24 protein-coding genes are annotated in these 18,372 nt (G+C 44.0%); 14 read left to right on the plus strand and 10 right to left on the minus strand.

Annotation, left to right across the window (positions count from 1 at the left end):
• Nucleotides 1-153: 153 nt before the first annotated feature.
• From traN to ACYIAR_RS06225, 6 genes are all read left to right on the plus strand, one after another.
• Nucleotides 154-1,140, plus strand: coding sequence for a conjugative transposon protein TraN (gene traN, locus ACYIAR_RS06200; protein ID WP_004291522.1), 987 nt, complete (start codon nt 154-156; stop codon nt 1,138-1,140).
• A gap of 2 nt (nt 1,141-1,142) precedes the next feature.
• Nucleotides 1,143-1,718, plus strand: coding sequence for a conjugal transfer protein TraO (locus ACYIAR_RS06205; protein ID WP_004291523.1), 576 nt, complete (start codon nt 1,143-1,145; stop codon nt 1,716-1,718).
• 7 nt (nt 1,719-1,725) lie between these two features.
• Entirely contained in the window at nt 1,726-2,628 is a 903-nt protein-coding gene (locus ACYIAR_RS06210; RefSeq protein WP_480332789.1) for a toprim domain-containing protein, read from the plus strand.
• Nucleotides 2,625-3,128: a DUF3872 domain-containing protein gene (locus ACYIAR_RS06215; protein ID WP_004291525.1), complete on the plus strand. Its 504-nt coding sequence runs from the start codon at nt 2,625-2,627 to the stop codon at nt 3,126-3,128. Before ACYIAR_RS06210 ends, ACYIAR_RS06215 begins: the two co-directional genes overlap by 4 nt.
• Nucleotides 3,125-3,652, plus strand: a complete 528-nt coding sequence (locus ACYIAR_RS06220) for a glycoside hydrolase family protein (protein WP_004291526.1) — start codon at nt 3,125-3,127, stop codon at nt 3,650-3,652. The genes ACYIAR_RS06215 and ACYIAR_RS06220 overlap by 4 nt, the downstream gene beginning before the upstream one ends.
• Before the next feature lie 64 nt (nt 3,653-3,716).
• A complete protein-coding gene (locus ACYIAR_RS06225; protein WP_004291527.1) occupies nt 3,717-4,106 on the plus strand; it encodes a hypothetical protein in 390 nt (129 codons plus the stop codon).
• A 33-nt stretch (nt 4,107-4,139) separates the two neighbouring features.
• Here ACYIAR_RS06225 and ACYIAR_RS06230 read toward each other — a convergent pair whose 3' ends face one another.
• From ACYIAR_RS06230 to ACYIAR_RS06275, 10 genes are all read right to left on the minus strand, one after another.
• On the minus strand, nt 4,140-4,448 hold the full coding sequence (locus tag ACYIAR_RS06230; protein ID WP_004304290.1) for a hypothetical protein: 309 nt from the start codon (nt 4,446-4,448) through the stop codon (nt 4,140-4,142).
• Nucleotides 4,449-4,501: 53 nt separating this feature from the next.
• Nucleotides 4,502-4,747: a DUF6956 domain-containing protein gene (locus ACYIAR_RS06235; protein ID WP_004291529.1), complete on the minus strand. Its 246-nt coding sequence runs from the start codon at nt 4,745-4,747 to the stop codon at nt 4,502-4,504.
• Complete coding sequence (locus tag ACYIAR_RS06240) at nt 4,744-4,977, minus strand: DUF3873 domain-containing protein (RefSeq protein ID WP_004304291.1); 234 nt, start codon at nt 4,975-4,977, stop codon at nt 4,744-4,746. Before ACYIAR_RS06240 ends, ACYIAR_RS06235 begins: the two co-directional genes overlap by 4 nt.
• A 19-nt stretch (nt 4,978-4,996) precedes the next feature.
• Nucleotides 4,997-5,254, minus strand: a complete 258-nt coding sequence (locus tag ACYIAR_RS06245; protein WP_004291531.1) for a hypothetical protein — start codon at nt 5,252-5,254, stop codon at nt 4,997-4,999.
• A 24-nt stretch (nt 5,255-5,278) separates the two neighbouring features.
• Entirely contained in the window at nt 5,279-6,610 is a 1,332-nt protein-coding gene (locus ACYIAR_RS06250; protein ID WP_004291532.1) for a PcfJ domain-containing protein, read from the minus strand.
• Nucleotides 6,607-7,023 carry a PcfK-like family protein gene (locus ACYIAR_RS06255; RefSeq protein ID WP_004291533.1) on the minus strand — a complete coding sequence of 139 codons (417 nt, stop codon included), beginning with the start codon at nt 7,021-7,023 and terminating at the stop codon, nt 6,607-6,609. Before ACYIAR_RS06255 ends, ACYIAR_RS06250 begins: the two co-directional genes overlap by 4 nt.
• 13 nt (nt 7,024-7,036) lie before the next feature.
• Nucleotides 7,037-7,258: a hypothetical protein gene (locus ACYIAR_RS06260; RefSeq protein ID WP_004291534.1), complete on the minus strand. Its 222-nt coding sequence runs from the start codon at nt 7,256-7,258 to the stop codon at nt 7,037-7,039.
• 11 nt (nt 7,259-7,269) lie between these two features.
• A complete protein-coding gene (locus ACYIAR_RS06265; protein ID WP_004291535.1) occupies nt 7,270-7,485 on the minus strand; it encodes a hypothetical protein in 216 nt (71 codons plus the stop codon).
• Between the two features lie 161 nt (nt 7,486-7,646).
• Nucleotides 7,647-8,033: a hypothetical protein gene (locus tag ACYIAR_RS06270; RefSeq protein WP_009126113.1), complete on the minus strand. Its 387-nt coding sequence runs from the start codon at nt 8,031-8,033 to the stop codon at nt 7,647-7,649.
• Between the two features lie 570 nt (nt 8,034-8,603).
• The gene (locus tag ACYIAR_RS06275) at nt 8,604-9,371 is read right to left on the minus strand and encodes a response regulator transcription factor (RefSeq protein WP_480332791.1); all 768 of its coding nucleotides are present in this window, start codon (nt 9,369-9,371) and stop codon (nt 8,604-8,606) included.
• 80 nt (nt 9,372-9,451) lie between these two features.
• Between ACYIAR_RS06275 and ACYIAR_RS06280 the strand changes: the two genes are divergently transcribed.
• From ACYIAR_RS06280 to leuB, 8 genes are all read left to right on the plus strand, one after another.
• On the plus strand, nt 9,452-10,009 hold the full coding sequence (locus tag ACYIAR_RS06280; RefSeq protein ID WP_480332793.1) for a sugar O-acetyltransferase: 558 nt from the start codon (nt 9,452-9,454) through the stop codon (nt 10,007-10,009).
• Nucleotides 10,010-10,428: 419 nt separating this feature from the next.
• Nucleotides 10,429-11,082: a DUF1349 domain-containing protein gene (locus tag ACYIAR_RS06285; protein ID WP_480332795.1), complete on the plus strand. Its 654-nt coding sequence runs from the start codon at nt 10,429-10,431 to the stop codon at nt 11,080-11,082.
• Between the two features lie 562 nt (nt 11,083-11,644).
• Nucleotides 11,645-13,141: a 2-isopropylmalate synthase gene (locus tag ACYIAR_RS06290; protein WP_480332797.1), complete on the plus strand. Its 1,497-nt coding sequence runs from the start codon at nt 11,645-11,647 to the stop codon at nt 13,139-13,141.
• A 118-nt stretch (nt 13,142-13,259) separates the two neighbouring features.
• On the plus strand, nt 13,260-14,657 hold the full coding sequence (leuC, locus tag ACYIAR_RS06295) for a 3-isopropylmalate dehydratase large subunit (protein ID WP_480332799.1): 1,398 nt from the start codon (nt 13,260-13,262) through the stop codon (nt 14,655-14,657).
• Between the two features lie 63 nt (nt 14,658-14,720).
• Complete coding sequence (leuD, locus tag ACYIAR_RS06300) at nt 14,721-15,311, plus strand: 3-isopropylmalate dehydratase small subunit (protein WP_480332801.1); 591 nt, start codon at nt 14,721-14,723, stop codon at nt 15,309-15,311.
• 13 nt (nt 15,312-15,324) lie between these two features.
• Nucleotides 15,325-16,839: an alpha-isopropylmalate synthase regulatory domain-containing protein gene (locus tag ACYIAR_RS06305; RefSeq protein WP_480332803.1), complete on the plus strand. Its 1,515-nt coding sequence runs from the start codon at nt 15,325-15,327 to the stop codon at nt 16,837-16,839.
• Between the two features lie 123 nt (nt 16,840-16,962).
• A complete protein-coding gene (locus ACYIAR_RS06310; RefSeq protein ID WP_480332805.1) occupies nt 16,963-17,136 on the plus strand; it encodes a hypothetical protein in 174 nt (57 codons plus the stop codon).
• Nucleotides 17,137-17,230: 94 nt separating this feature from the next.
• Nucleotides 17,231-18,298 carry a 3-isopropylmalate dehydrogenase gene (gene leuB, locus ACYIAR_RS06315; RefSeq protein WP_480332806.1) on the plus strand — a complete coding sequence of 356 codons (1,068 nt, stop codon included), beginning with the start codon at nt 17,231-17,233 and terminating at the stop codon, nt 18,296-18,298.
• Nucleotides 18,299-18,372 lie beyond the last annotated feature (74 nt).

An 18,372-nucleotide genomic window follows, 5' to 3' on the forward strand; every position in this document is an offset into this window, starting at 1 on the left:
AGAATTATAATTGAAACTGACCCGGGTTAAAATGCATTTTTCTCTACTTAATTCTAATATTTTTTTGATGGGTCAATTTAGAGTATAATAGTGGGTCAAGTGACTTTATATTTTCCAGAAAACAATAAAAATTACCACTAAAATCCAAAAGTAATGAGAAAAGTAATCATCATGTTTGCCCTCGCTATGGGCATCATAACTGCCAACGCGCAGGAGAATGTAACCGTTGAAACGACCAACGGAAGTGAACAACCGACCTTGACGAAGGAGGTCTATCCGCAGAAGGAGGCGGACGGCGACCTATATCACGGGCTGTCACGCAAGCTGACCTTCGACCGCATGATACCGCCGCACGGTCTGGAAGTGACCTACGACAAGACCGTCCACGTCATTTTTCCGGCGGAGGTGCGCTATGTCGATTTAGGCTCGCCCGACCTGATTGCCGGGAAAGCCGACGGAGCGGAGAACATCATCCGTGTGAAGGCTACCGTAAGGAATTTTCCCAACGAAACGAATATGTCCGTCATCACGGAGGACGGCAGTTTCTACACCTTCAACGTGAAGTACGCCGCCGAACCGCTGTTGCTCAACGTGGAGATGTGCGACTTCATCCATGACGGCAGCACGGTGAACCGCCCGAACAACGCGCAGGAAATCTATCTGAAAGAGCTGGGCAGCGAAAGCCCGATGCTGGTGCGCCTTATCATGAAGTCCATCCACAAACAGAACAAGCGCGAGGTGAAGCATATCGGCTGCAAGCGTTTCGGCATCCAATACCTGTTGAAAGGCATCTACACGCACAACGGCTTGCTTTATTTCCACACGGAGATAAAGAACCAGAGCAACGTGCCTTTCGATGTGGACTACATCACTTGGAAAATCGTGGACAAGAAGGTTGCGAAGCGTACTGCCGTGCAGGAGCAGATTATTCTGCCGCTCCGCGCGCAGAACTACGCCACCCTCGTGCCGGGCAAAAAGAGCGAGCGCACGGTCTTCACGATGGCGAAGTTCACCATCCCCGATGACAAGTGCCTCGTGGTGGAATTGAACGAGAAGAACGGCGGCCGTCACCAGTCCTTCGTGATTGAGAACGAGGATTTGGTACGCGCGGGTACCATCAACGAACTTCAAGTACGCTGACCATGAGAAAGTACATCGCAATAATCATCGCGTCGCTTGCCCTTTTTACAGGGCAGGCGCACGCCCAGCGGTGTCTGCCGAAGATGCAGGGCATCGAGGTGAGGGCGGACATGGCGGACGGCTTCAATCTCGGCGGCAAGGACGGCGGGTACAGCTTCGGGGCGGCTCTCTCCACCTACACGAAGAAGGGGAACAAGTGGGTGTTCGGTGGCGAATACCTGTTGAAGAACAATCCCTACAAGGACACCAAGATACCCGTGGCGCAGTTCACGGCGGAGGGCGGCTATTACTTCAAGATACTGTCGGACGCCCGAAAGATTGTTTTCGTCTATGCCGGGGCTTCGGCTCTCGCCGGATATGAGGCGGTAAATTGGGGGAAGAAGGTGCTGCATGACGGCTCCACGCTGCACGACCGGGACGCCTTCATCTACGGCGGTGCGCTGACGCTCGATGTGGAGTGTTACGTGGCAGACCGTATCGCCCTGCTTGCCAACCTGCGGGAGCGTTGCCTTTGGGGTGGCGACACACGGAAGTTCCACACGCAGTTCGGGGTCGGTATCAAGTTCATCATCAACTGACACGGGCATGGAAAGGACGGAAATAGATGCTGTCAGAAGGATGCCGCTTGCGGATTTTCTCGCACGGCTGGGGCATGAGCCTGTCAGAAGGAGCGGTAACGAGCTGTGGTATCTTGCCCCGTACAGGGGCGAGCGCACATCCTCTTTCCGTGTGAACGTGGCGAAACAGCTCTGGTACGACTTCGGTTTGGGCAAGGGCGGCGACATCTTCACGCTTGCCGGGGAGTTTCTGCAAAGCGATGACTTCATGAAGCAAGCGAAGTTCATAGCGGAAGCCGCCAATATGACGGTTGCCGGATGGGAAAAGCCCGTCTATCTCTCGAAGCCGACCGAATCCGTTTTTGAGGATGTGGAGGTCGCTCCGCTGCTCCGCTCACTGCTGACGGAGTATTTAGAGGAACGGGGCATCCCTTACGCCATCGCATCCCGTCACTGCTGCCGCTTGAACTACGGTGTGCGTGGGAAACGGTATTTTGCCGTTGGCTTTCCGAACATGGCAGGTGGCTATGAAGCCAGAAGCCGATATTTCAAGGGTTGCATACCTCCGAAGTCTGTATCACTGGTAAAGGCGAATGACATCCCGGCTGACGAGTGCCTCGTGTTCGAGGGCTTCATGGACTTTCTCTCTGCCGTGACGCTTGGTGTAACCGGTAACGCTGACTGTCTTGTGCTGAACTCAGTCGCCAACGTGGAGAAGGCGGCGGGATTGCTGGACGGATACGGGCGCATCGGCTGCTTCCTCGACCGTGACGAAGCCGGACGGCGGACGCTTGCCGCACTTACCATGCGATACGGGGAACGTGTCACCGACCGTTCCTCCCTCTATGACGGTTGCAAGGACTTGAACGAGTACCTGCAACTGACAACGAAAAAACAGAAAAACAACCATCTAAAAATCGAAGAACAATGAACATACTGAACAACAGAAACAAGAGAACATCAATATTCAAGGCAGTGGCGTTATGCCTGATAGCCGCCATGTCATTCACCCTCGTGTCATGTGACGATGACATGGACATCCAGCAGTCCTATCCCTTCACGGTGGAGGTCATGCCCGTGCCGAACAAGGTAGTAAAGGGGCAGACAGTGGAAATCCGCTGTGAACTGAAAAAGGAGGGCGACTTTTCGGGTACGCTCTATACCATCCGCTATTTCCAGTTCGAGGGGGAAGGCTCGCTCAAAATGGATAACGGCATCACCTTCCTGCCTAACGACCGCTACCTGCTGGAGAACGAAAAATTCCGCCTGTACTACACGGCGGCGGGTGATGAGGCGCATAATTTCATCGTGGTGGTGGAGGATAACTTTAGCAACTCCTACGAACTGGAATTTGACTTCAACAACAGGAATGTAAAGGACGACGATCTTACCATCGTTCCCATCGGCAACTTCAGCCCCTTGTTGAAATGATGCGTGTATTCATGACAATGCTCTGTTCACTTCTGACGGTCTGTTCTGTGTCCGCGCAGATCAGCCGCCAAGAGGGAACGGACGGGCAGGCGGCAATCTACCGACTGCCGCTTATGGAACGTGCTTTTTTATGCTGCCGCTACTTTGAAGGCTGGCACTCAGAAAAACACTACCCATACGTCGGTTGGGGTCACAAACTTTTGCCAAACGAGAAGTATTCGGCACGAACCATGACAAAACGGGATGCGGATGAACTTTTGCGGAAAGACCTGCGCAAATTTGTCGCCATGTTCCGTAAATTCGGGGTTGATTCGATTTTGCTTGGCACGTTAGCTTACAATGTGGGACCGGCGAAGCTGTTAGGCAGCAAAACAATCCCCAAAAGCACCTTAATCAAGAAGCTGGAAGCTGGTGACAGGAACATCTACCGTGAGTATATAGCCTTCTGCAACTACAAAGGAAAACGCCACGCCATGCTGCTCAAACGGAGAAAGGCGGAGTTTGCGCTGTTGTATATCCCATAAAAGGACTGACAAAACTGGCAAAAGACGTGCCATATTTAACTTGGCACGTCTTTTGCTCTATCACTTGATAGATTATCGTAGGATTTTCTCGTTAATTGACATCGTTGAGCCATTTTTGCCTATCGGTTTCCAAATAACACTTCAAGTTGTAAGTGTTGTGAGAGCAATACAAAACATAGTTATTAACCATAAAAAGTATAGCGAAATTATGAAGAAAGTATTTAGGAAAATTCAGAAAGGAACAACAAAAATGATTGAACGTATCAAATCGTTGGGGGAAATGGAGACGAAGCAGAAATGTGTAGTTCAACGGTTCGAGATTATCATTCCCCTCCACCAAAAAATAACGACCCAATATATAGCCTCCGCAAGTTTTACTTGCGGATTTTTTAGTTATCGCAGATTGGACAAAGGTTTCTTTGCTACTTTCTTTGTCCGCCATCATGCTCACTGAAAGAAAGTAGGGCGGCTCTCGCCGCCCCGCCACTCAAAAGCGTGTGTAAAGTCCCGTCACCATCGTGAACATTTCCTCCAGCATATCAAAATAGATACCCTCGTGTACGGCAATGTCCTTTGTCTTGCACTCAAAGGTCTTTTTGCTGAACGTCCTGCGGTAGAAGCGCATATTGTAGAGGTCTGCCCCTTCGTCATAGATGATGTCAAGGCGGTTGGCACTTGTTTTGTTCCTTGCAAGGCTCATCCGTAAGCCGTTGCCCATATCTATGAAATCACGGCTACCTGTCATGGCGGTGAAGCGTTTTCCGCCTATCTGCTGTAATATCGTCTTGGCTATCATATCTTTTGTTTTTAGGGTTTTAAGTATTGGCGGTGCGGACACCGCCATCCCGTTCAAAATTCTCGCATTTCGGAAATGGGGGTCTGCCGTTGTAGCCACTCTTTCACACATTCCATATTGTACTCGCTCGTGATGACTGCCGTATGGCTGTCGGTGGCGGTGAAACGTGTGCTTTCGTAATCATCTATCCACCCCTTGAGGGTGTCCGTTCCCCACGCTCCGGTATCGTCAAAGATACCGTCCAATGCCGTGATAGGTTCGCTGAACTTGACTATCAGCGTTTGATAGGTCGTGTTCATAGTCTGTCCTCCTTTCCCTTCTTTGCGTTCAGCCACTTGTCCCGTGCGGCTCGGCACTCGTCCAACGTGGGTTTGACACAAGAGAACAATTCTCTGTCTATGGGGTGGCGGTAGTCGTACTGCACAAGTGTCCGCCTGCGTCTTCCGATACCCGATTGGAAACGCTCGTATTTCTCCGTACCTGCTTCCGCGCAGGTGCTTACTCCGTTGATGGTCATTCGTGTTGTCATAATGTTGCTTTTTAGATGGTTAAAAATGTACTGACAGAACTCTGTTCTTCATCACCATTTCGGGGTTGCTTGTGTAGCGTTGGTGCAGGTAGAAATGGTGTGAGCCGAAGCCGTAAAGGAAAAACTTGTCAAGTTCGTGCTTCTCGGCAAACTCCTTTACGCTCTTTCTCAATTCCCCCTCACTCGTTGTGAGAGTGAGGAGGTTCACAAATTCAAGGAACATCGTGGGGATTGCATCATCCCACACACAAATCATACTTTCAATTCTTACTTCCATATCAATGTTGTTTTAGGGGTTATGCTATGCCGCTTTCATCCGCTCACGGATAAGGTTGGCGTTCTTGTTCACAAGGTCTATGATGCGCTCGTGATATTCGGTGTCCTGGTTGTGCTTGCCGTGGCACTGCACCACTTCGAGGGTTCGCAAGTCCACCTCTACGGTTTCAATAATCTCATCGCCAATCCTTGCCGATAGTATGAGGGTGTCGGCTTTCTTGTAGTATCCACTGCCAAACACGCAGATGCCCTGCGTCTTGCCCTCGTTGTAATACTCGTCTATGCTTTCAAGCACCTTGACGATTATTTCCTCGTCCGTGATTACCAAGCCGAAGAATTTGGATTTGTTGGCGATGAAATCCTCCGCATCTTTCTTTCGTTGGAGTTGTCGCTGTTGCTCACGCTCACGCCTTTCAATCTCCCAACGGCGTTGCTCTGCGGCTCTTTCCTTCTCGTGTATGGCTTCAATTTTTCGGGTTGCGTTGTCGTGTGCCGCCATGAAATCTTCGGGACAGATGTTCTTCGGGTTACGGAGGTCTTGACCGAGTTTTTTGAGCATACGCAGATAGTCGCACCACATTGAGAGGTTGTCTATCTGATACTTGTGACGCTTGGCAATCAGATATGATGCCCAACATTCATCGGCAGTACGGGTATTGAAAAGAAAGTGTTTCATGACCTCAATCTCACCGCCTTTCATAAGGGTTTCAATTCTTGGGTCTGAAAGCAAGGCTTTGAAAAGACGCACGGGGGAGATGCCGTGGAAATCGCCCTTGAAGCCGTTACGTCTGAGTTGGGGCAATATCCTCATCTTTGGATATGCACAGCTTCTTGCCACCACATCATCGTATAGGCTGTTGTGCGGTCTTACCTCCATATCGCTGCCTAATGCCCACACATCGCAATAGCAGAAAAGGAAGCCACGGAGCAACGCCATGTCCGTAACCTTGCCGTCGGGTGAAATCCAACGCTGCACGACCTCGTGGCAGTAGAAACGCATCGGTTCGCCTTTCCTGCTCTCGCATCTGACCTGCGCCACGCGGATTACCTGATACCCTTTGCAGGTGGTTATCACGCTGAAATTCTGCGTTTCCTTGTAGATGCGTCTGCGTGTGTCCTGCACTTTGAGTTCGGCATGGCATTTGGGGCAGGTGCAGCCTTCAAGGGTGTCGCATAGTCCGCTGTCGCTGTGCCACTCGTGACCGCAGTCGGAACAGGTGATGTTCCCTTTCTTGGTGCGGTAGCCGATATGCTCAACGCAGTGGCGGTATGCCCAATCTATTTGTGTCGCTGATATGGGGCGAAGGTTGGCGGAAAGTCTTGCCACCTCTTTCTGTATCTTGGTCTTCGGTTTCATAAGCCTAAATCAAATAATGAGGGTTGGGGTTGGTTTTCTTTTCTCGCTGACGGTCTGTGGCGGTTCTGCAACTTGCGGAGTTCCTCCTCTTGGTATTTGCGGACAGCGTTCTGACGTGCCTCCGCCTTTTCCTCTGCCGTGAGTTTCACAACGTGGTTCACAACCACTTGGCAGTCCATCGGTTTGCCCACCTCTATCTCGTTTTCCTCATAGTAGTGGATGGCTTGCCCGAATATCTCTCCGTCCGTGAAACCGTTGCAACCGCTTTTCTGCACATAGTTCAGAATGTGGGTCACGCACTCGTCCATGTTCTTGGCAGGGTTGCGGTACTTCTTTGCAAATAGCGCATCTTCCTCCGCACGCTGTTCCAAGTACATATATATCGTTCTCTTGAAATGGTCTGTTCCTTTCATATCGCTGTCATTTTTAGATTATCTGTTTCAGTATCTCTCTCCAATAGGTCGGCTCTACCTCGCTGAGAAGGAAGTCCATGAAATCCCTCCGTGCGTCCTTGTTCAGTTCGTGGTACAATCTTCGGAAAGTTTCAAAATTGCCGTTGATGTACGTTTCCACCATATACACGAAGATGTTGTCCACCTCGTAATATCTGCACTGCTGCGCTGCCGTCTTGCTGTTTCTTTTTGCCATGTCGGTAAGGGTTAAAGGGTGAATAACCAAAGGATGAAGCCAAAGAAGGCAATGGTGGAAAGGATAGCCACGATTACACCTATCGCCACTCGGAACACTCCGTTTACAATCTCTCTGATGATGCCCCAAAGGATGCCGAACACCCCGAAGGCGGTGCGCATCATCAAGCCGCATATCGCCAACCCGATGTGTTGCGCCATTTGTCTGAAATTTGCCGTTGCCGTCATATCTTCGCTGTTTTTGATTTTTTTGTTTTTAATGCGGATTCAAGAGCTGAGGGAGTTGAGTTTCAAACTATCTTATCTGCCTCTCGTTTATCCGACATTTTTTTTATGCGTCTTTCTGTCGCATCGGTCGTTTTCGTTTCGGGTGCTTGAAAAGGTAGGGATTAGGGAATGCAAGGTTTTTCGGTCAAAATACTACCCGCAGGGCTGGAGATTTTTACCGAAAACAGGAGGCTTGACCTTGCTTTCCCGTCCAATCCCGGAATTACCTTTGCGCCCAGAACGAAAATGACTGACTGATGCGGCTTACTGAAAGGCGCAAAATGGAGGTAAACGAAAACAGAGGCAGATTGTGTAGAAAAAAACTTCAGGGGAAAATCCGTAAAAAAAAGAATCACCAAAAGGAAAAAGACATCACCGGAAGCGTGAAAAGGGCAAACCACAACAAAGGAAGTATGATTGTTTCCGATCCGACGGAACTTGTTCAGCCGGGTGGCAACAATCATTCTTCCCGGTTTGTCCGGCTGTGTGTGGGCGCCTGTTTCATTCATGGGGCAGGCTGACACACTCTGCATTCACTTTCCGCTTCCGGCAAAAGAGACAGCGAAAAAAGAAAAATCATTTGAAAACCCGTAAAAGCACCTCTTGGCATAGGCGCAAAAGAAAGGGGCATTGCTTCATCTGTCTAAACATCGTTTAGGCGTGAGGCAATGCCCTTTTCTCCAGCTATGCGGTAGTCGGCACACGTTTGTTCCAAACTCGTTTTGGGCAATGGTGTGCCGACGGACAATACCGCTTTTACGGAAAATTCTTATGAATGAGGGGATAAAAAACGGGAGTTTATATCAAAATCTCGAATTAAATAGCTACTTTTGCATACGAAGAGTTCTTTGAAGGTTACGCAACGCGCAGAAGGATAATGCAGTAGATAACTAACTAAATCGTAACCTATTACTATCAAGAGCAATTAACCTACGCTCATTTCCAATAAATTACACTCTTTTCGTAACTTCACTTAGCAAATATACGCTATACATTTTTATAAAAGAAAAAAACAATAAAAAAAGTTCAAAAAAAGGATTGGTATATTCCGTTGTTATAAAAAACTGAAAATATCATAGTTAACATATTATACCAAGGTCTTTTGCAACTCTGCACGCTTCAATAGAGTTTTTTACTTTTAGTTTGCCTAAGATTTCTTGTCGGTGTCTGCTCACGGTGTTTATGCTTATAGATAAATATTCAGCAATATTTTTGCTCATCAAACCTTTATCTATAAGTTTCAATATTTGTATTTCCCTTTCAGATAAAATTTTCGGGCATTTTCTTTTCCCCATTTCTGTTATATCTCCCGTTGCTGAATTAACCAAAATACTATTATATGGAATGTCTGATATTAGAGGATAATATAAACACAGAGCTAGCCATAAACTGTTGTCAACCGGAGATGAAACATAAAATATCCTATGTACAACAGGTATGAAGTTCCCGTTTTTATCTCTCATCCTTAATTTATTTATAAGATAATAATCGGAACGCTTTCTTTTAGGAAGGTGTCTTATGAAATGGAAGAATCTTAACTCTTGCAGATATTTATTGTATAAATCTTCAGGGAAAATAAGATCTAGTATTTCTTTTTCCCAAATAGAATCGATTCTGTTTCCTTCACCGGGAATACTCTTTAATCCTAATGTGCTTGAAAAATTACCGTGATATATATAGCTTTTGTTTGATTGCATGTCGCTCAATACGGAAATGGAATTTTCTATTTCCGAATAACCTTTTGCTATTGTTTTATATTTATCCAGTTCTTTGTTATATATAACTTTCTCAAAAGAAGAAAAACTTTGTTGAGATAGCTCATCATTCAATTTGTCCGCTATATCCATGCAAAATGGTTATTTATAATTATTGTGCTTATTGTTTTAACAATCTACATTTGCAAAAGTAATGAAAAACGTAATCAAGAATGGAAACTGAAAAAGAAAAGTGTCATAGAGGTTTACTTTATGATGCCAATAATGATAAAGAGCTATTGGCTGAACGACAAGTTTGTAAGGATATTTGTTATGAATATAATCAGCTCCGTCCGTCAGAACTGGAAAAAAGAGAAGAAATAATAAAACATTTGTTTGGAAAAACAGGGGATAAGTTTTTGATTGAACAGCCTTTTTATTGTGATTATGGATATAATATAGAAATTGGTGAAAATTTCTATGCCAATGTCAATTGTGTGATACTTGACGGTGCAAAAGTCCGTTTTGGTGATAATGTTTTTGTTGCGCCAAATTGTGGATTCTACACCGCAGGACATCCTTTTGATGTTAAGCAGAGAAATGACGGGTTGGAATATGCCTATCCGATTACTATAGGAAATAATGTATGGATTGGAGCTCAAGTATGTGTATTGCCCGGAGTTACAATAGGCGATAATTGTGTTATTGGGGCCGGAAGTGTTGTTACTAAAGATATTCCAGCAAATTCGCTGGCTGTTGGAAATCCTTGTAAGGTTATAAGGAAAATATAGAAAAGATATCAATCGTTGCACAGGCAGGATTCAGGACATATAATAAATAACGTAGCCCGCATGTTTTTTGAATATTGATTCATGCTGGATTATTGTTCATTTCAATGTGTTTTTTTCTTCCTGTTATTTAATTTAAAATATTGATTCACCTAGGTGGTTCAATCAGCTCACCTAGGTGGATTGATTAACTCACCTAGGTGAATCAATTGGCTCACCTAGGTGAATCGGTTTTGAGATGCCTATCATGTGATATTTTTAATAAGAAAAAGAGATATTTTTATAGTTATAATCTCAGGGTTTATTGGAATATATGATATTCTCGGGTTATAAACTTCCTGATGTTATATATTATATAATGTAACTTCCGGTAATTTCGGTTTGAAAACTAAAATAATGTTTAATATAAAACTGTTGTGGAAATGACAAAAAAATTATTTGTGGGCTTGATGCTCTTGTTTGTATCTCAGTTATCTTTTTCTCAAACATTAGAGAAAATGCAGTGGTTCAATGAACCTGAAAAATGGGAAATTAAAGATAAAACTCTGTCAATGTTTGTAACTCCGCAAAGTGACTATTGGCGTATTTCTCATTATGGTTTCACTGTTGATGACGCACCTTTCTATTATGCAAATTATGGAGGCGAGTTTGAAGCTAAAGTGAAAATCACTGGAAAATACAAATCCCGTTTTGATCAGGCAGGACTGATGATTCGTATTGACCATGAGAATTATATCAAGGCAGGAATTGAATTTGTTGATGGTAAATATAATTTGAGTACTGTTGTTACTCATAAAACATCTGATTGGAGCGTGATTACTCTCGACGAATCAATTCCTTATATATGGATAAAAGCAGTAAGACGTTTGGATGCAATCGAGATTTTCTATTCGTTTGATGATAAGGAATATGTTATGATGCGTAATGCCTGGATGAAAGATAATACTCCTGTTCAGATAGGTGTTATGGCTGCTTGTCCGGACGGCGACGGATTTGAGGTAACTTTCGAGCATTTTAAAGTTAAGCATCTTCCGGATATGAGGAGATTGGAATGGCTTAAGAATAACGCAGAGTAATATTTTGTTTTTATATCATTATTATAACCGGTTGAGGCATATATGTTCTTGGCCGGTTTTTTGTTTTTATGCATGTTTGGATTTTCTTCCGTATGTAACGGGATTTTCTTTCGGAAGAAAAACAAATTACTTCCGAATGCAAATGGATTTCCTTCCGTAAGTAATTGCGGATTTCTTCCGAAGGAAAAACGTGTTTTTCTCTATAAGGAAATGTTTTAGATTGAAGTTATGTATTTATTAATTGTATGTTTGTGTTTTTAAAATATAGAATATACAGTGGTATTTCTTATATTTTATTTCAAAAACACGAAAAAAACTTACGGATTTGTTTTGATGTTTTAAAAAAGGCTGTATCTTTGCAGTGGTTTAAAAAATGGAAATATGAAACAGACACGATTGCATAATCTATTGAATACATTGGGTATTATTCTACTCTGGCAACAGGATAGGAAGTGAGTTTGTGCATATAAGTGTTTGGATAAAGTTATAATAAAGCCTTTCTCGCTTCCTGCGGTGAAAGGCTTTTTATTTTGTAATAAAGAGATAAAAAACATATACTACTATGTCAGACAGATTATTTATTTTCGATACAACTCTTAGAGATGGTGAACAAGTTCCGGGTTGTCAGTTGAACACTGTTGAGAAAATACAGGTTGCGCGAGCATTGGAAGCTCTTGGTGTGGATGTTATTGAAGCTGGATTTCCGGTATCAAGTCCTGGAGACTTTAAAAGTGTGGTTGAGATTTCGAAGGCTGTAACTTGGCCTACGATTTGTGCTTTGACTCGTGCTGTTGAAAAAGATATCGATGCTGCTGCAGAGGCTTTGAAATATGCAAAGCGTGGCAGAATCCATACTGGAATAGGTACTTCTGATCCTCATATTCGTTATAAATTCAATTCTACACGCGAAGAAATTATCGAGCGTGCTGTTGCGGCTACAAAATATGCCAAGAAATATGTTGAGGATGTTGAATTCTATTGCGAGGATGCCGGACGAACTGAAAATGAATATTTGGCACGTGTGGTTGAGGCGGTAATCAAAGCCGGAGCAACAGTTGTGAACATCCCTGATACAACAGGGTATTGTCTTCCTGATGAATATGGAGCAAAGATTAAGTATTTGATGGAACATGTTGACGGTATTCATAATGCAATCCTGTCAACTCATTGCCACAACGACTTGGGTATGGCAACTGCCAACACAGTTCAGGGTGTTCTGAATGGCGCACGTCAGGTGGAAGTGACTATCAATGGTATCGGCGAACGTGCCGGAAATACTTCTCTTGAAGAGGTTGCTATGATTTTCAAGAGCCACAAGGAAAGAAATATCATTACGAATATAAATACTACTAAGATTTACAGCACAAGCCGGATGGTGTCAAGCCTGATGAATATGCCGGTGCAGCCTAACAAGGCTATTGTGGGACGTAATGCTTTTGCTCATTCTTCAGGAATTCATCAGGACGGTGTGCTGAAGAATGTTCAGACTTATGAGATTATCGACCCGAAAGAAGTTGGTATCGATGATAATGCAATTGTTCTTACTGCACGTAGCGGACGTGCGGCATTGAAACATCGCATGCATGTTTTGGGATTGGAAGTTGACCAGGAACGTCTTGACAAGATTTATGAAGACTTCCTTAAACTTGCCGACAAGAAAAAGGAAATCAATGATGATGATATCCTTGTTCTGGCAGGTGCTGACCGCTCACAGAATCATCATATCAAACTTGAATATTTGCAGGTTACAAGTGGTGTAGGTGTACGTTCTGTAGCAAGCGTAGGTTTGAATATTGCAGGTGAGAAGTTTGAAGCTGCTGCAACGGGTAATGGTCCGGTTGATGCTGCAATCAAGGCTCTTAAGCAAATCATTCACCGTCAGATGGTGCTTAAGGAATTCACAATCCAGGCAATCAGCAAAGGTAGCGATGATGTGGGCAAGGTTCATATGCAGGTTGAATATGACAATCATATTTATTATGGTTTCGGTGCAAACACAGATATTATAGCTGCTTCTGTTGAGGCTTATATTGACGCAATCAATAAATTTGTGAAATAAGAATATAAGGTTTCAGAGGCAAGGTTTAAGTAGGAAATGTTTATTTCCTGTTATATATTGCTAACTTGTTTCCTTGTCAATCTTTCATATCATGCAAAACTTAAAAATGTAAAGTAAAATGTCAAATACATTATTCGATAAGATTTGGGACGCCCACATTGTTCAGAAGGTGGAGGAAGGTCCTACTCAATTATATATAGACCGTTTGTATTGCCACGAAGTGACCAGTCCGCAAGCTTTTGCCGGACTGCGTGAACGTGGTTTGAAGTGTTTCCGCCCGGAAAAGATTTATTGTATGCCGGACCACAACACTCCGACTCACGACCAGGACAAGCCGATTGAAGATCCGGTTTCACGCACTCAGGTTGATACTTTGGCTAAAAACGCTGCTGATTTCGGCTTGACTCATTTTGGTATGATGGACAAGCGCAATGGTATTATCCATGTGGTTGGTCCGGAACGTGGTCTTACTTTGCCGGGAATGACAATCGTGTGCGGCGACTCTCACACTTCAACTCACGGAGCCATGGGTGCTGTTGCTTTCGGTATCGGAACAAGTGAAGTTGAGATGGTTATGGCTTCGCAGTGTATCTTGCAGTCAAGACCGAAAACAATGAGAATCACAGTTGACGGAAAACTGGGCAAAGGTGTGACAGCTAAAGATGTAGCTCTGTATATAATGTCGAAAATTACAACCAGCGGCGCAACCGGATATTTCATTGAATATGCCGGCGAAGCTATCCGCAACCTAACAATGGAAGGACGATTGACATTGTGTAACCTTTCAATTGAAATGGGTGCTCGCGGAGGTATGGTTGCTCCTGATGAAACTACATTCGAATATATCAAAGGTAGAGAATATGCTCCTAAAGGTGAAGAATGGGACAAGGCTCTTGCTTATTGGAAAACATTGAAGAGTGACGATGATGCAGTGTTCGACCACGAAGTTCGTTTCGATGCTGCAGATATTCAGCCGATGATTACATACGGAACAAATCCGGGTATGGGAATGGCAGTTTCGGATACAATTCCTACAACAGAAGGAATGAACGAGGTAGAAAAAAGTTCGTTCGACAAATCTCTTCAGTATATGGGATTCAGCGCAGGCGAGAAGCTTTTGGGCAAGCCTGTTGATTATGTTTTCCTTGGTGCTTGTACAAACGGACGTATCGAGGACTTCAGAGCTTTTGCTTCGATAGTGAAAGGACGCCGCAAAGCTGACAACATAATTGCATGGTTGGTTCCGGGTTCATGGATGGTTGATGCACAGATTCGTGAAGAAGGCTTGGATAAAGTTCTTGAAGAAGCTGGTTTCGAAATCCGTCAGCCGGGATGTTCTGCTTGTCTGGCTATGAATGACGATAAGATTCCTGCAGGAAAATATTCAGTGTCAACAAGTAATCGTAACTTTGAAGGCCGTCAGGGTCCGGGCGCACGCACATTGTTGGCAAGTCCGCTTACGGCAGCTGCTGCAGCTGTGACTGGTGTTATTACAGATCCGAGAGAATTCTTGTAAACTAGTCAACATATTCTCTTAAAGTTTAGTTTGTGAAACTAGAGTAAATAATTTAAAGACAAAATGAAACAAAAATTCGATATATTGACAAGCACATGTGTTCCTCTTCCTTTGGAAAATGTGGACACAGACCAAATAATACCGGCACGTTTCCTGAAGGCTACAGACAAGGAAGGTTTTGGTGATAACCTTTTCCGTGACTGGCGCTACAATGCAGACGGCAGCCTTAATGAATCATTCGTCCTGAACAATCCGAAATATAGCGGACAGATTCTTGTTGCCGGAAAGAATTTCGGTTGTGGCTCGAGCCGTGAACATGCTGCATGGGCAATTGCTGGTTATGGTTTCCGTGTAGTTGTGTCAAGCTTTTTCGCCGACATTCACAAAAACAATGAATTGAATAACTTTGTGCTGCCTGTTGTGGTTAGCGAATCTTTCCTTCAGGAATTGTTCGATACAATTGCTGCTAATCCTAAAACAGAAGTCGTGGTTAATCTTCCTGAGCAGACAATAACAAATACAGCTACAGGAAAGAGTGAGAAATTCGAAATCAATGCTTATAAGAAGCATTGTCTGATGAACGGTTTGGATGACATAGATTTTCTTGTTTCAAATAAGGACAAGATAGAAGAATACGAAAAAAGGCAATCATAAAAATATATTGCTTATGATAGAGATAATGGATACGACACTTCGCGATGGCGAGCAGACTTCGGGTGTATCATTTGCGGCACACGAAAAGCTTGGTATTGCCCAGGTGTTGTTGAGCGAGATGAATGTTGACAGGCTTGAGATAGCTTCGGCACGTGTTTCGGATGGTGAGTTTGAGGCTGTCCGGAAAATTGCTCATTGGGCAGAGCGTGCCGGTTTCCTGGACAGGCTTGAAGTGTTGGGTTTCGTTGATGGCGGTGTTTCCGTAGAATGGATTGAGTCTGCCGGTTGCAAGGTGATGAATCTTTTGTGTAAAGGTTCATATAAGCATGTGACTGAGCAGTTGCGTAAAACACCAGCTGAGCATATTGCCGACATTGAAAGAAACATTTCTGATGCCGTTTCACGCAATATGAAGGTGAATCTCTATCTCGAGGATTGGTCGAACGGAATTCAGGCATCACCTGAGTATGTATTTAACTTTATGGACTCACTCAAGGATATGCCCGTGGAGAGATTTATGCTTCCGGACACTTTGGGTATTCTGAATCCTGAAGATACTTATAATTACTGTAAGATGATGGTTGATAAATATCCGGATATTCATTTCGATTTCCATGCACATAACGATTATGACCTTGCTGTGGCTAATGTCTATTCAGCTGTTAAGGCAGGAGTGAAAGGTATACATACAACCGTTAACGGATTGGGCGAAAGAGCAGGTAATGCTCCATTAGGAAGTGTTCTTGCAGTGATAAAGGATCAGCTCAAAGGAGAAACATCGTTGCGCGAAGAAAAAATAACACGTGTCAGTCATATCGTAGAAACATATTCAGGAATACATATTCCGGGAAACAAACCAATTGTTGGAGAATATGTTTTCACTCAATGTGCCGGAGTTCATGCTGATGGCGACAGCAAGAACAATCTTTATTGCAATGCCCTTTTGCCGGAACGCTTCGGCAGAATTCGTGAGTATGCTTTGGGTAAGACTTCCGGTAAAGCTAATATCCGTAAGAATCTCGAATCTCTTGGTATCGACCTCGACGAGGCTTCAATGCGTAAAGTGACAGAGCGTATCATTGAGTTGGGAGATAAGAAGGAAGTCGTTACTCAGGAGGATTTGCCATATATCATTGCCGATGTTCTGCATCACGACAATATGCAGGAATCTTCGAAAATAAAGATTCTGAATTATTCGCTTTCTCTTACTCAGGGATTAAAACCTGTGGCAACGGTGAAACTGGAGTTCTATGGTGAATCTTATCAGGAATCTGCAACCGGCGACGGACAGTATGATGCTTTCGTACGTGCATTGAGAAAAATATATTCTGACCTTGGTCGTCCGTTCCCAATGCTTACGAACTATTCTGTGTCAATTCCTCCCGGCGGACGTACAGATGCTTTCGTCCAGACAGTAATATCGTGGAACTATGCCGGAGTTGACTTCAAGACCAGAGGTTTGGATGCCGACCAGACTGAAGCGGCAATTAAGGCAACGGTGAAGATGTTGAATAAGATTGAGCAGTGAGGAGAAGGAGCTGAGGAGCTAAGAGGTTAAAAGTTAAGTAGATGTTACTTGCTTTCTGTAGCCTTGTTTCCTTGTCAACTTGTTCCTTCTTTATCTTACTTGCGAATCATAAATCATATTTATATGAAGATATACATATTATTATTCATAATATCTCTTGCTCTTATATGCTTGGTTGCAAGGTTTGGTCCTTGGATGGAGCTAAGAGATGGAAATCTTCTTATACATGTAGTTGCCGCAGCTTTAATCGCGGGAATAATATATGCGATATTTAAAATTGTAAAACATTTGGATTAGGCAAGCTTGTAATCTGATAAGTAATATCTGATTCCTTTTGCCCCGTCAACTAATGAACTTAGAAACTAATAAACTTAAAAACTAAAAATATACCATGCGATTTAAAATAGCAGTCCTGGCCGGTGACGGAATCGGTCCGGAAATATCAGTTCAAGGCGTCGATGTGATGACTGCCGTATGTGAAAAATTCGGACATGAAGTAAAATATGATTATGCTCTTTGCGGAGCAGCAGCAATCGATGCGGTAGGAAATCCTTTCCCCGATGAAACTTATGAAATCTGTAAAAATGCAGATGCTGTTTTGTTCTCTTCAGTTGGTGACCCGAAATATGACAATGATCCGACAGCGAAGGTTCGTCCGGAACAGGGATTGCTTGCTATGCGCAAGAAATTAGGCTTGTTTGCCAATATCCGTCCGGTACAGACATTCAAATGTCTTCTTCACAAATCTCCGTTGCGTGCTGAGTTGGTTGAAGGCGCAGATTTCCTTTGTATCCGCGAACTTACCGGAGGAATGTATTTCGGAGAAAAATATCAGGACAACGATAAAGCATATGATACAAACTATTATACTCGTCCTGAAATCGAGAGAATTCTTCGTGTAGGTTTTGAATATGCGATGAAGCGCCGCAAACATCTTACAGTTGTTGACAAGGCAAATGTTCTTGCTTCATCTCGCCTTTGGAGACAGATTGCTCAGGAAATGGCTCCTCAATATCCGGAAGTACAGACAGATTATATGTTTGTTGATAATGCTGCAATGAGAATGATTCAGGAACCGACATTCTTTGATGTTATGGTAACTGAAAATACATTTGGTGATATATTGACAGACGAAGGTTCTTGTATCAGCGGTTCTATGGGCTTGCTTCCTTCTGCTTCAACAGGCGAAAGTACTCCGGTGTTTGAACCTATTCACGGTTCATGGCCACAGGCTAAAGGTTTGAATATTGCAAATCCATTGGCTCAGATTCTTTCTGTAGCTATGTTGTTCGAATATTTCGACTGCAAGGAAGAAGGTGCTTTGATTCGCCGTGCCGTAGATGCTTCTCTTGATGCTTGTGTCCGCACTCCTGAAATCCAGGTTGAAGGTGGAGAAAAATATGGAACCAAGGAAGTTGGTGCTTGGATTGTGAATTATATCCGTAATTCGGAAAAATAACGAACCTGTAATTTACAGAATATAGAAAGCCCTGGAAGGACAAAACTCTTATCGTTATGTCCTTTCAGGGCTAT

The organism is Parabacteroides sp. KHUB-01 (genome assembly GCF_056640935.1).